At 69.7% G+C, this 12332-nt stretch carries 13 protein-coding genes; 1 reads left to right on the forward strand and 12 read right to left on the reverse strand.

The window, feature by feature from the left end; genetic code table 11:
- Positions 1-236: 236 nt before the first annotated feature.
- The 12 genes from ACIKT0_RS06780 to ACIKT0_RS06835 all read right to left on the reverse strand — a co-directional run bounded on the left by ACIKT0_RS06780 (position 237) and on the right by ACIKT0_RS06835 (position 11703).
- Complete coding sequence (locus ACIKT0_RS06780; protein ID WP_407104612.1) at positions 237-1622, reverse strand: class II 3-deoxy-7-phosphoheptulonate synthase; 1386 nt, start codon at positions 1620-1622, stop codon at positions 237-239.
- Positions 1623-1740: 118 nt separating this feature from the next.
- Positions 1741-3213, reverse strand: coding sequence for an MFS transporter (locus ACIKT0_RS06785; protein ID WP_407104600.1), 1473 nt, complete (start codon positions 3211-3213; stop codon positions 1741-1743).
- Positions 3210-4574, reverse strand: coding sequence for a glutathione-disulfide reductase (gor, locus tag ACIKT0_RS06790; RefSeq protein ID WP_407104602.1), 1365 nt, complete (start codon positions 4572-4574; stop codon positions 3210-3212). The genes ACIKT0_RS06785 and gor overlap by 4 nt, the downstream gene beginning before the upstream one ends.
- 24 nt (positions 4575-4598) lie before the next feature.
- Positions 4599-5090 (reverse strand): DUF2059 domain-containing protein, encoded by a 492-nt coding sequence (locus ACIKT0_RS06795; protein ID WP_407104603.1) that lies wholly within the window; start codon positions 5088-5090, stop codon positions 4599-4601.
- Entirely contained in the window at positions 5087-5815 is a 729-nt protein-coding gene (gene rpiA, locus ACIKT0_RS06800) for a ribose-5-phosphate isomerase RpiA (RefSeq protein ID WP_407104604.1), read from the reverse strand. Before rpiA ends, ACIKT0_RS06795 begins: the two co-directional genes overlap by 4 nt.
- A 14-nt stretch (positions 5816-5829) precedes the next feature.
- Positions 5830-7284: an NAD-dependent succinate-semialdehyde dehydrogenase gene (locus ACIKT0_RS06805; RefSeq protein WP_407104613.1), complete on the reverse strand. Its 1455-nt coding sequence runs from the start codon at positions 7282-7284 to the stop codon at positions 5830-5832.
- An 84-nt stretch (positions 7285-7368) separates the two neighbouring features.
- Positions 7369-7554, reverse strand: a complete 186-nt coding sequence (locus ACIKT0_RS06810; protein ID WP_407104605.1) for a DUF2065 domain-containing protein — start codon at positions 7552-7554, stop codon at positions 7369-7371.
- A complete protein-coding gene (hflC, locus tag ACIKT0_RS06815) occupies positions 7551-8462 on the reverse strand; it encodes a protease modulator HflC (RefSeq protein WP_407104606.1) in 912 nt (303 codons plus the stop codon). Before hflC ends, ACIKT0_RS06810 begins: the two co-directional genes overlap by 4 nt.
- A complete protein-coding gene (locus ACIKT0_RS06820) occupies positions 8459-9706 on the reverse strand; it encodes a protease modulator HflK N-terminal domain-containing protein (RefSeq protein WP_407104607.1) in 1248 nt (415 codons plus the stop codon). The genes hflC and ACIKT0_RS06820 overlap by 4 nt, the downstream gene beginning before the upstream one ends.
- 139 nt (positions 9707-9845) lie before the next feature.
- Positions 9846-10364, reverse strand: coding sequence for a dihydrofolate reductase (locus tag ACIKT0_RS06825; protein ID WP_407104608.1), 519 nt, complete (start codon positions 10362-10364; stop codon positions 9846-9848).
- Positions 10361-10729, reverse strand: coding sequence for a hypothetical protein (locus ACIKT0_RS06830; protein WP_407104609.1), 369 nt, complete (start codon positions 10727-10729; stop codon positions 10361-10363). The genes ACIKT0_RS06825 and ACIKT0_RS06830 overlap by 4 nt, the downstream gene beginning before the upstream one ends.
- A gap of 179 nt (positions 10730-10908) precedes the next feature.
- Complete coding sequence (locus ACIKT0_RS06835; RefSeq protein WP_407104610.1) at positions 10909-11703, reverse strand: thymidylate synthase; 795 nt, start codon at positions 11701-11703, stop codon at positions 10909-10911.
- Positions 11704-11878: 175 nt separating this feature from the next.
- Between ACIKT0_RS06835 and ACIKT0_RS06840 the strand changes: the two genes are divergently transcribed.
- The coding region (locus tag ACIKT0_RS06840; protein WP_407104611.1) for an MFS transporter at positions 11879-12332 on the forward strand (454 nt) is incomplete at its 3' end.

A 12332-nucleotide genomic window follows, 5' to 3' on the forward strand; every position in this document is an offset into this window, starting at 1 on the left:
CCGGGTCCCGGGCCCTGAGGCGGTGGGGGCGGCGGGGGCCCGGCCTGCGCGGCGGCGAAACCTGCGCCTGACAGGCAGGCGGCGACGGTGAGAACGGCGGGCAGCATCAGACGCTTGCGCATCTTCTTTCCTCCCTGGCGTGTCGGGGACGCCGGCCGGACGACCGTCGCCTTACCCTCTGCCACGAAGTGAACGCTTGAACCCTGCTCGCTGTTCGCCCCCGCCGCGCGTTCCGTTCACTCCGCCGCGATGACCTGCCGCGGTCCGCGCGCCAGACGCTCCTTCTTGAGCTCCTCGGCCACCAGGAAGGCGAGTTCGATCGCCTGCTCGGCGTTGAGCCGCGGGTCGCAATGCGTGTGGTAGCGGTCGTGCAGATCGGAGTCCGAGATCGCCCGGGCGCCGCCGGTGCATTCGGTGACGTTCTTGCCGGTCATCTCGACATGGATGCCGCCCGCATAGGTCCCCTCGGCGCGGTGCACCTCGAAGAACGCCCTCGCCTCCTGCAGGATGCGCTCGAACGGCCGGGTCTTGTAGCCGGACGCCGACTTGATCGTGTTGCCGTGCATCGGATCGCAGGACCACACGACGCTGCGGCCTTCCGCCTTCACGGCGCGCACCAGACCCGGCAGGTGGTCGAACACCTTGTCGGCGCCGAACCGCGCGATCAGCGTCAGCCGGCCCGGCTCGTTGTCCGGGTCGAGCGTCTCGATGAGACGCATCAGGTCGTCGGGCTTGAGCGACGGGCCGCACTTCAGGCCGACCGGGTTCTTCACGCCACGGGCGTACTCGACATGGGCGTGATCGAGCTGCCGGGTGCGGTCGCCGATCCAGATCATGTGGCCGGAGGTCGCGTACCAGTCGCCGGTCGTGGAATCGACGCGGGTCAGCGCCTGCTCATAGCCGAGCAGCAGCGCCTCGTGGCTGGTGAAGAAGTCGGTGGTCTTGAGCTCGGGATGCGACTCCGGGTCGATGCCGCAGGCGCGCATGAAGTCGAGCGCCTCGGCGATCCGGTCGGCGACCTCGCGGTAGCGGCCGGACTGCGGGCTCTCCTTCACGAAGCCGAGCATCCACTGGTGCACGAAATCGAGATTGGCGTAGCCGCCATTCGCGAAGGCGCGCAGCAGGTTGAGTGTCGCCGCGGACTGCCGGTAGGCCTCGAGCTGGCGGCGCGGGTCGGGAATGCGCGCCTCGGGCGTCGGCTCCGTGCCGTTGACGATGTCGCCGCGATAGATCGGCAGCTCGACGCCGTCGATGACCTCGGTCGGGGACGAGCGGGGCTTGGCGAACTGGCCGGCCACGCGGCCGACCTTCACCACCGGCGACGCGGCCGCATAGGTCAGCACCACCGCCATCTGCAGCAGCACGCGGAAGAAGTCGCGGATGTTGTCGGCGGAATGCTCCGCGAAGGCCTCGGCGCAGTCGCCGCCCTGCAGCAGGAACGCCTCGCCGGCCGCGACCTTGGCGAGCTGACGCTTCAGCTTGCGCGCCTCGCCCGCGAAGACGAGCGGGGGAAAGCTCGCAAGCTGCGCCTCGGCGGCCGCGAGGGCCGCGTGGTCCGGATAGACCGGCGACTGCTCGATCGGCTTGTCGCGCCAGCTCGACGGGCTCCAACGCTCCGACATGTCCTGCTCCATTTGGTCGAGCGAGCGGCTCTTCGCGGAAACGACCATGCGTCGCCCGGCCGCAGGCGGCCGCTCGTTGGCGGGCTTCCTAGCACCGCCGGCCCGACATCGCCACCCGTCACTCGCCCGAGACGTGCGGCTCGATCGTGTCGCGCAGCGGCCGCTCCGGCATGGCGGCGAGGCAGCCGAGACCGATCAGGGTGGCGATCAGGGCCGCGATGAAGGCGAGGCGGAAGTAGGACGGGTCGATCGTCAGCCCGGCCGTCGTCGCCCCCTCTCCCCCGGCGCCGAGCACGATGGCGCCCAGGATGGCGACCCCGAAGGCGGAGCCGAGCGAGCGCAGGAACGCCAGCAGCCCCGTGGCCGCGCCCAGATCACGCCGCGCCACGGCGTTCTGCACGCTGACCGTCACGGTCGGAAAGATCGGCCCGAGGCCCAGCCCGAAGAGAAACAGGAGCCCGTCGGCGAGCGCGAAGGAGCGCATCTCGATCGTCGCCGCGAGGGCCGCCAGGGCGGCCGCCGACAGCGCAAGGCCGAACACCGCCGGACGGCGATAGTGCACGAGCTTCGGGATCGAGCGGCCAGTGAGGGCCGCGCCGGAGACCGATCCGGCCGCCATGCCGATCAGGCCGAGCGCGGCGACGTCCGGGCTGACCTGGTTCTGCACCTCGAAATAGATCGGGGCGATCGCGGCCAGGCCGACGAAGCTCGCCATGCCCATCGCGACCGCGAGCGTGCCGCACAGCACGACCCTGTCGCGCAGCACCTCGATCGGGATCAGCGGCTCCGCGAAGGTCTTCAGCCGCAGGCCGAACAGCAGCCACGACAGCAGCGAAGCGCCCGTGAGGGCGAGGACGGTCGGCGAGAACCAGTCGCCGCCCTGGCGGCCGATCGACAGCGCCAGCATGGCGATCGACGTGCCGAGCACGACGAGCGCGGCGCCCGGCGCGTCGAGCCGGTGCGGGTGGCGGTGGAACGGCAGATCCTTCAGCGGCGCGTTCATCACCCAGAGCGCCGCCGCGCCGAGCGGCAGGTTGATCCAGAACACCAGCGACCAGTGCAGGTGCTGCGCGAACACGCCGCCGACCAGCGGGCCGAGCACGCTCGCGGTCGCCCACACGGCGGAGATCTGCGCCGCATATTTCGCGCGCTGCTTCGGCGGGACGAGGTCGCCCATGATCGTCTGGGCGAGCGCGATCAGCCCCCCGCCGCCAAGCCCCTGAAGCGCGCGGGCGAGGATCAGCGCCCACAGGGTGGAGGCCAGCGCGCACAGCACCGACGCCACGACGAAGATCACGACCGCAAGGACCATCATGGTCCGCCGGCCGTGGATGTCGGCGAGCTTGCCGTAGAGCGGCGTGACGGCGGTCGCGGTCACGAAATAGGCCGAGATCACCCAGGGCAGATATTCGATATGCCCCAGGCTCTGCCCGATCGTGGTCATGGCGGGGGCCACGATGGTCTGGTCGAGCGCGGCGAGCAGCATCGCGACCAGCACGCCGAGCACGATCTGCCGCTTGCGCGCCTCGGTCAGCGGCGTGTCGCTCGAAGCCTCCCGCGCCGGCCGGGACGCCGCGGCGGCTGGCCTCAAGCCCCCGTCCATTTCGTGCGCAAGGTGACGAGCTCCTCGCTGGCGGTGGGGTGGAGGGCGACCGTCGCGTCGAAGTCGGCCTTCGTCGCGCCCATCTTCACCGCGATCGCCGCGACCTGAACCATCTCGGCGGCGTCCTCGCCGAGGATATGGACGCCCAGCACCCGGTCGCTCGCGGCGTCGACGACGAGCTTCATCAGCATCCGCCCCTCGGCGCCCGACAGGGTCGCCTTCATGGGCCGGAAGCGGGTCTTGTAGATGTCGATGGCGCGGCCGCTCTCGCGGGCCTGCTCCTCGCTCAGGCCGACCGTGCCGATCTCCGGCGTCGTGAAGACCGCCGTCGGCACGTTGGCGTAGTCGATCGAGGTCGGGCGACCGCCGAACAGCGTGTCCGCGAGCGCATGGCCCTCCCGGATGGCGATCGGCGTGAGGTTCATCCGGTTGGTGACGTCGCCGATGGCGTAGATCGAGGGCGCCGAGGTGCGCGAATACTCGTCGACCGCGATCGCGCCCTTGTGGTCCGGCTCGACCCCCACGGACTCGAGACCAAGCCCGGCGGTCAGCGGCCGGCGGCCGATCGCCATCATGACCTCGCCGGCCTCGAGCGTCGCGCCGCAATTGGTGCGGACCAGTTTTCCGGCCCCGGTCTGTTCGATCTCGACCACATGGTCGTTCATCAGGAACTTCACGCCGCGCCGGGCCATCGCCTCCTGGACGTCGTCGCGCAGATCCTCGTCAAAGCCGCGCAGCACCTTGCCGCCGCGGTGGATCAGCGTGGTCTCGACGCCGAGCGCCGCGAACACCGAGGCGAACTCGACGGCGATGTAGCCGCCGCCCTGAACGACAATTCGCTCAGGCAGATCAGCGAGGTCGAGCGCATCGTTGGAGGAAATCGCGAGCTCGAAGCCCGGGAACTCCATCGTCACCGGATAGCCGCCGACGGCGATCACGATCGCCCCCGCGGTGATGCGGGAGCCGTCGGCGAGCCGCACCCCGTGAGGTCCGTCGATGACGGCGCGCTGCTGGTGAACGGCGACGTTCGAGCGCTCGAGATTGGCCTCGTAGAGACCCGACAGCCGCGCGATCTCGCGGTCCTTGGCGGCGATCAGCGCGGGCCAGGAGAACTGCGGCGCCTGCGGCAGGGTCCAGCCGAAACCCTCCGCGTCCTCGAAGGCGTCCGGAAACCGGCTGGCGTAGACCAGCAGCTTCTTCGGCACGCACCCGCGAATGACGCAGGTGCCGCCGATGCGGAACTCCTCCGCGATCGCGACGCGCGCGCCATGGCCGGCCGCGATGCGCGCGGCCCGGACGCCGCCGGACCCCGCGCCGATCACGAAGAGGTCGACGTCGTACTCACTCACTGTCGTCGCGCTCCTCGCGCCAGATCACATGTCGTGACCTTTTTTCTTCAGCTCCTCGCGAAGGCGCGTGACCACGTCCTGGCTCATCTGGCGGCTCCAGACGTTGGTCTTGTCGTAGCTTTCCTGGAGCACGCCCGGCAGAGCCTTGACCAGCTTCGCGCCGGTCGGAGTCTCGTAGAACGTCTTGATCTCCATGAGCTCCTGGTCGGAGAAGCGCGCCGCGTAGGCCCCCGCGATCTGGTCGAGGAGTTGCTCCCGCCGTTGCTCGAACTCCGGCATCAGGGTCTTGATCGCCTGATCCAGATCGCCCGAAAGCTCGGGGTTGGTGCGGACGAAGGTGCGCTTCGCCTCGTCAAGGAAGATCGCCACGATGTCCTTGAAGCTCGAAGCCGCACCGGAGACTTCGACGACCTGCCTCGCCAGCTTGAGGTCCGCCGCCGAAGCCGGCGCGCACGCCATGACGGCTGCGAACAGAACCGCAGACGCGGCGCGACGCGGAGCGAGCGACAGGATCATGCGATCCTCCTGGGGGATTGCTGGAACTGGGTTGGCTCGATGGTCGAGACGCCGTTCTCGCCGGCGATGATCGCAAGGCTGGCGAGCCCGATGAACAGGCCGTGCTCGACGACGCCGGGCAGGCTGACGAGCGCGGCCGCGAGCCCCTCGGGATCGTCGATCCGGTGGAAATGGCCGTCGAGAATCACGTGCCCGCTGTCGGTCACGACCGGGCAGCCGTCCTCGGAGCGGCGCAGCACCACCTCGCCCTCCAGCCCGAGGCGGATCGCGAGCTTGGCGATCGCGCGCAGCGTGGACTCCTTGCCGAACGGCACCACCTCGATCGGGAGCGGGAACTTGCCGAGCCGCTCGACGCGCTTGCTCTCATCCGCGATCACGATCATCCGCTTGCTGGCGCAAGCGACGATCTTCTCGCGCAGCAGCGCGCCGCCGCCGCCCTTGATCAGCCGGAGCTGCGGGTCGACCTCGTCGGCGCCGTCGACGGTGAGGTCGAGCTCCGGCTCATCCTTCATCGTCGTCAGCGGGACGCCGAAGCGCTCAGCGAGCTCGCGCGTCGCCTCGGAGGTCGGCACGCCGACGACGTCCAGCCCCTGCCCGACCTTCTGGCCCAGCAACTCCACGAAAATCGCCGCGGTCGAGCCTGTGCCGAGGCCGAGCTTCATGCCGGGCTCGACATGCGCGAGCGCCGCCTCCGCGGCTGCGCGCTTGAAATCCTGAATGCTCAAGACGTCCCGTCCTTTCAGCCGGAAATGCCGGCGACGAGCAGATATTTGATGTCGACGAACTCGTCGACGCCGCGCTGAGATCCCTCGCGGCCGTGACCGCTTTCCTTGACGCCGCCAAAGGGCGCCAGCTCGGTCGATATCAGACCAGAGTTGATGCCGACCATGCCGTATTCAAGGGCCTCCGCGACCCGGAATATCCGACCCACGTCCCGCGCATAGAAGTAAGCCGCGAGACCAAACTCGGTCGCGTTGGCGTATTCGATCGCCTGCTGCTCGGTTTCGAAGCGGAACACCGGCGCGACGGGGCCGAAGGTCTCTTCGCGCGCGACCGCCATGTCTTGCGTGACGTCCGCGACGACCGTCGGCTCGAAGAAGGATCCCCCGAGCGCATGGCGCTTGCCGCCGGCGACGACGCGCGCGCCCTTGGAGACCGCGTCGCCGAGGTGGCGCTCGACCTTCTCGACGGCCTCGAGCGTGATCAGCGGCCCCTGGGTCACGCCCTCCTCCGTGCCCGAGCCGACCTTGAGCCGGGAGACCGCGCGGGTCAGCTTCTCCAGAAAGGCGTCATAGACGCCGGCCTGCACGTAGATGCGATTGGCGCAGACGCAGGTCTGGCCCATGTTCCGGTACTTCGAGACCATCGCGCCCTCGACCGCCGCATCGAGATCCGCGTCGTCGAAGACGATGAAGGGCGCGTTGCCGCCGAGCTCCAGCGCGACCCGCTTCACGCCGGCCGCGGCCTGGCTCATCAGGATCTTGCCGACTTCCGTGGAGCCGGTGAAGGACACCACCCGGACCGCCGGATGGCTGGTGAACACCTTGCCGATCGCCGACGAGTCCTGTCCGGTGACGACGTTGAGCACGCCCTTCGGGATTCCCGCCTCGTCGGCGAGGCGCGCCAGCGCGAGCGCCGTGAGTGGCGTCTCCATCGCAGGCTTCACCACGAAGGTGCAGCCGACCGCGAGCGCAGGGGCGCATTTGCGCGTGATCATCGCCGCCGGGAAGTTCCAGGGCGTGATCGCCGCCACCACGCCGACCGGCTGCCGCAGCACCAGGATGCGCGCGTCGGCGCGATGGCTCGGCAGGGTGTCGCCCGAGACCCGCTTGGCCTCCTCGGCGTAGAACTCGATGAACGAGGCGGCGTAGTCGATCTCGGCGCGGGCCTCGGCGAGCGGCTTGCCCTGCTCGCGCGTCATCAGGAGCGCGAGCTCCTCCTTGTTGGCGATGACAAGATCGAACCAACGCCGCAGGATCGCGGACCGCTCCTTGGCGGTCTTCGCGGCCCACGGACGGAACGCGCGCTGCGCGGCGTCGATCGCCTGCGCGGCATGGTCGGCGCCGAGATCAGGCACGCGGCCGACGAGACGGCCGGTGGCCGGGTCGGTGACCGGCTCGGTCGGCTCGCCCACCAGCGCGCCGTCGATATAGGCCTGCATGAGATGCAGCGAAGGGTCGGTCGGACCGTCCATCCGGGCGAGCTCCATGGCGGGGACGGCGCGGTTTAGCACGACGTCCCGCCACGCGGCCAGAGCGTGGCTGACCGTGAGCGGCCCTCAGCCGCGGATGATCCAGACGATCAGGACCCCGAAAGCGGCCGAAGCCACTCCGATCAGACGCAACGTCTGATCCGGAGTGGCCACGATGTTCTGGCTGGCGCGCTTCGCGGCCTCGGGGAACCCGGCGAATACGAGTCCCTCGATCGCCAGGACCAGCCCGAGAGCCGCGAAGAAGTCCGTCATTGCGCCGGTGGTGCGCCCGTCGGCGCGGCCGGTGCGGCCGGGGCGCCAGCGGGCTGCTGGAAGAACCGGAAGAACGCGTTGTCCGGCGACAGCACCAGCCGGGTGCCGTTCTTCAGCGCGGTGTCGTACGCCTGCATCGACCGATAGAACGCGAAGAAGTCCTTGTTCGAGCCATAGGCGTCGGCGAGGATTCGCGTCTTCTCGGCCTCACCCTGGCCACGCACGACCTCCGCGTCGCGGTTCGCGTTGGCGACGATCACCTGCGAGTCGCGATCGGCGCGCGCCCGGATGCCCTGCGCCTGCTCCGCGCCGCGGGCGCGGATCTCAGCCGCCTCCTGGGCGCGTTCGGACTGCATGCGCTCGAACACGGCCTTCGAGTTCTGCTCCGGCAGGTCCGCGCGGCGGATCCGGACGTCGACGATCTGGATGCCGAAGCGGTCGGCCTCGCGGTTCGCCTGGTCCCGGATGCGCATCATGATCTGGTCGCGCCGGTCACGCACGATCTGCTGGAAGGTCGAGGAACGGATCGCCTCCAGCAGCGCGTCGGTGAGCACGTTGGTCAGACGCGCGTTCGCCTGCTCGATCGATCCGACCGCCTGCCTGAAGCGCAGCGGATTGGTGATGCGGTAGCGCGAGAACGCGTCGACCACGAGCCGCTTCTGGTCGTTGGTGGTGGCCTCGCGCTCGGGCATGTCGAGGTCGAGGATGCGCTTGTCGATCCGTGTCACGGTCTCGATGAAGGGCATCTTCACGTGCAGGCCAGGGTCGGTGACGGTCGCGACGGGCTGGCCGAAGCGCAGCACGATGACCTGCTCGGTCTGGTAAACGCGATAGAGCGAGCTGTAGAGCGCGACCAGCGCGAGCAGAGCGAGCGCGGCGAAGAAGGCGCCAAAGACGCTGCGGTTCATTGCGCGGCTCCCGTCGCTTCGGCCGCGGGAGCGTTGCGCCCCGACTTCTGCAGTTGGTCAAGCGGCAGGAACGGCACGATGCCCTGTCCGCTCGCCTTCGGATCGATGATCACCTTGTCCACGCCGCCGTAGATCCGCTCCATGGTCTCGAGGAAGATCCGCTCGCGGGTGACATCCGGCGCCTGGTCGTAAGCGGAGGCGACCTCGCGGAAGCGAGACGCCTGGCCCTGCGCGGCCGCCACCACGGAGGCCTTGTAGCCTTCCGCCGCCTGCGTCGCCTGGGCCGCCTTGCCGCGCGCTTCAGGCACGACGCGGTTGGCGTAGGCCTGCGCCTCGTTGGTCAGCCGGATGCGGTCGGCCTGCGCCACCTGCACCTCGCGGAACGCGCTCAGCACCTCGCCCGGAGGCGCGATCTTCTGGAGCTGGACCTGGGTGATGTCCACGCCGGCGCGGTAGCTGTCGAGCGTCTTCTGCATCAGCTCGCGCACGGCCGCCGCGGTGACCGCCGCAGGCTGCGCCTCAACCTGCGGGCGCACCGGCTCGACTGGCGGCGCGTCGGGCGCCAGCGGCTGGGCCACGGTCTCGGTCTCCGGCGTGCCCTCGGTGAGGATCTGCTGGAGGCGCGAACGGCCGACCACCTCGCGCATCGCGCTCTCGGCGACCGCCTTGATGGTGGCTTCGGGGTTTTCGAGGTTGAACAGATAGTCGGCGGCGCCGCTCGGCTGACCGGTCGCGCCGTCGGCGGGCTTGATCACCCAGACGACCGAGAAGTTGACGTCGACGATGTTCTCGTCGCCGGTCAGCATCAGGCTCTCCTGCGGCACGTCGCGGCTCGCGACGCCGCGCGTTCCGCCCGGACCGGTGCGCATGCCGACTTCGATCGAGTTCTGCGTGGTGACCTTCGGCGTCAGCACGGTCTCGATCGGATAGGGAAGATGATAATTCAGGCCCGGCTGGGTGGTGCCGACATACTTGCCGAACCGCAGCACGACGCCCTCTTCATCCGCTTCCACCTTGTAGAATCCGGAAAGGCCCCAGCCGATCAGGCCGAGGAAGACGAGGGCGAGAAGGCCACGGCCGCCGCCGCCGCCGCCCGGCAGCATCGTGCGAAACCGCTCCTGGGCGCGGCGCAGCATGTCCTCGAGGTCCGGAGGGGTCGGTCCCGGCTGCTGCGGGCCCTGCCCCCAGGGTCCGCCCTGGTTGCGCCACGGACCGCCGCCGCCACTCTGGTTGCTCCAGGGCATCAAGACTCCTTGCTACGTCTGTCGCCGGCGGCGCGCAGGATATACTCGCTGCGCGCGCGTTCAACGCCGGGCGCTCAGCCAGTGGGGCGCCGGCGCCGGCCCGTCAATCGGAATCCGGCATGGATCCGATCACGTCCTCTTAAGCGCTCCGTGTGCGGACCAAGTCCCGGAACGTAAAGCCATACTCGTCACGGCCGCCGGCCGCATGCTCCTCGCGGAACGTCTCGCGCCACTGGGAAGCGTCGTATTCCGGGAACAGCACGTCGCCGTCCGGGGCGGCGTCGATCTCGGTGAGATGCATCACGGTCGCCAGCGGCAGGGTCAGCTCATAAATCTCGCCCCCGCCGACGCTGATGATCTCGTCCGCGCCCATCCCCTCCGCGATCGCCTCGGCGAGGCCCAGCGCGTCCTTCAGGTCGGGGGCGACATGGACGCCCTCCTCCTGGAAGGCCCGGTCGCGGGTCAGCACGATGGTCTCGCGCCCGGGCAAGGGCCGCCCGATCGCCGCATGGCTGCGGCGGCCGACGATCAGCGGCTTGCCCCAGGTGATCGCCTTGAACCGCTTCAGGTCGCTCGGGAGCCGCCAGGGCATCCCGTTGTCACGGCCGATGACGCGGTTCGACGCGACCGCCGCGACGATTGCGATCGGAACCCTCACTCGATCGGCCGTCCGCGCAGGCACAGCGGCGTCCAGAGCTTCTGGACGGTGGCGGTCTCGCCTGCGTTGAGCGTCTCGATCGCGGCGTCGCCGGAATTGTAGCGGTACACGAAGCGCACGAGGCTCGGCTTGTCGCGGCCGATATAGATCGTGGCCTGGCCGCAGACCGCCTCGTCCTTGCCGTTCGTGCGGCGGCGGAAGTTCTCGAAGCCGAAGCGGGCCGGCTGGCCGGCGTAGGCCGACTTCAGCTTGGCCCGGAGGGCCTGCTCGGTCTGCGCGAACACGACCGGCGTGCTGAGCGCGAAGGCCGTGCCCACGCTGCCCGCCAGCAGAGCGGCCGCCAGCGCCGCGATCCTGAGGTTCATCTCTGTCCGTCCCTGTCCCCGAACGCGCGGGCGATGGCGCGTTGTCCACCAGAACCTGTGAGTCGGGCCGCCCCGGCCCCGCTCACGCGATACACCGTCTGGCCGCGGCTCGCCACGTCCCTGAGGGCTTCCTAATACCCGTTCCAGAGCCGGAGTGGAGCCGGCCGGCCGCACGGCTCCTATACGGCGACGGGCGCCTTGATGGCCGGATGCGGATCGTAGCCTTCGATCGAGACGTCCTCATAGGCGACGTCGAAGAGCGAGCGGACGGCGGGGTTCAGCCGCAGCGTCGGCAGGGGCCGCGGCTCGCGCGTCAGCTGTTCGCGCGCCTGCTCGACATGGTTCAGGTAGAGATGGACGTCGCCGAAGCTGTGGACGAAGTCGCCCGGCTCCAGCCCGGCGTCCCGCGCCGCCAGATGGGTGAGCAGAGCGTAGGACGCGATGTTGAAAGGCACGCCCAGGAACACGTCCGCCGAACGCTGGTAGAGCTGGCAGGAGAGCCGCCCCTCCGAGACGTGGAACTGGAACAGGCAGTGGCAGGGCGCCAGCGCCATCTCGGGCAGGTCGGCCGGATTCCAGGCCGACACCACGAGACGGCGCGACGACGGGTTGCGGCGAAGCTCTGCGAGCACGCCCGCGAGTTGGTCGATCGTCCGGCCATCAGGCGCCGCCCAGGAGCGCCACTGCTTGCCGTAGACCGGGCCGAGATCGCCGTTGGCGTCGGCCCACTCGTCCCAGATCGTGACGCCGTTGTCCCGCAGATAGCCGACATTGGTGTCGCCGCGCAGGAACCAGATCAGCTCGTGGATGATCGACCTGAGGTGCAGCCGCTTGGTGGTGACGAGCGGAAAGCCGCGGCTGAGGTCGAAGCGCAGCTGCGCGCCGAAGATCGAGAGCGTGCCGGTGCCGGTACGGTCCTCCTTGCGCGCGCCCTCCTCGAGGATGCGCCGCAGGAGATCGAGATAGGCTTGCATCGGAATCGTCCGTCGTTTCCCGCCCGACCTTAGCGCCGCCCGCACGGCTTTGCGACGCGGGCGCGCGACCGTGCACAGCTGAGGCGTATGGCCGCCATGCGCGGCTGCTGCATTGCAACAGAAGGGGGACAGGCCCAGCTTCGCCGGCTTCCGCCGCAAATTTCGCCGAGCGCCCATGACCGCCGCCGAGTGCCGACTTTCCGATCCCGCCGACCTCGCCGCCGCCGAGGCCGAGCTCACCGCGGCGCCGATAGAAGCGCCTCATGGCGCAGCCCTCGGGCAGCTCGCGCTGGCGATCGGCGGGTTCGCCATCGGCACCGGCGAATTCGCCGCGATGGGGATTCTGCCGTCCGTCGCGACGGCCGTCGACGTCAGCATTCCGGAAGCCGGGCACATGATCTCGGCCTATGCGCTGGGCGTGGTGGTGGGCGCGCCCGCGATCACCGTCGCGCTCGCCAGGGCGCCCCGGCGGATGCTGCTGATCGGCCTGATGGCGGTGTTCGGCGTCGGCAACCTGCTCAGCGCGCTGGCCTCCAGCTATGAGAGCGTGATCGCCGCCCGCTTCATCGCGGGCCTGCCCCACGGCGCCTATTTCGGCGTGGCCATGCTGGCCGCGGCCGCGCTCGTGC

Origin of the sequence: Hansschlegelia beijingensis, from assembly GCF_045505405.1 — a bacterium.
GTDB lineage: Bacteria > Pseudomonadota > Alphaproteobacteria > Rhizobiales > Methylopilaceae > Methylopila > Methylopila beijingensis_A.

Bases quoted from the DNA above. Each gene is read 5' to 3' on its own strand.
- ACIKT0_RS06780 (WP_407104612.1), bottom strand. From the start codon at position 1,622: ATGTCGGAGCGTTGGAGCCCGTCGAGCTGGCGCGACAAGCCGATCGAG.
- ACIKT0_RS06795 (WP_407104603.1), bottom strand. From the start codon at position 5,090: ATGATCCTGTCGCTCGCTCCGCGTCGCGCCGCGTCTGCGGTTCTGTTC.
- ACIKT0_RS06805 (WP_407104613.1), bottom strand. From the start codon at position 7,284: ATGGACGGTCCGACCGACCCTTCGCTGCATCTCATGCAGGCCTATATC.
- ACIKT0_RS06810 (WP_407104605.1), bottom strand. From the start codon at position 7,554: ATGACGGACTTCTTCGCGGCTCTCGGGCTGGTCCTGGCGATCGAGGGA.
- hflC (WP_407104606.1), bottom strand. From the start codon at position 8,462: ATGAACCGCAGCGTCTTTGGCGCCTTCTTCGCCGCGCTCGCTCTGCTC.
- ACIKT0_RS06820 (WP_407104607.1), bottom strand. From the start codon at position 9,706: ATGCCCTGGAGCAACCAGAGTGGCGGCGGCGGTCCGTGGCGCAACCAG.
- ACIKT0_RS06830 (WP_407104609.1), bottom strand. From the start codon at position 10,729: ATGAACCTCAGGATCGCGGCGCTGGCGGCCGCTCTGCTGGCGGGCAGC.
- ACIKT0_RS06835 (WP_407104610.1), bottom strand. From the start codon at position 11,703: ATGCAAGCCTATCTCGATCTCCTGCGGCGCATCCTCGAGGAGGGCGCG.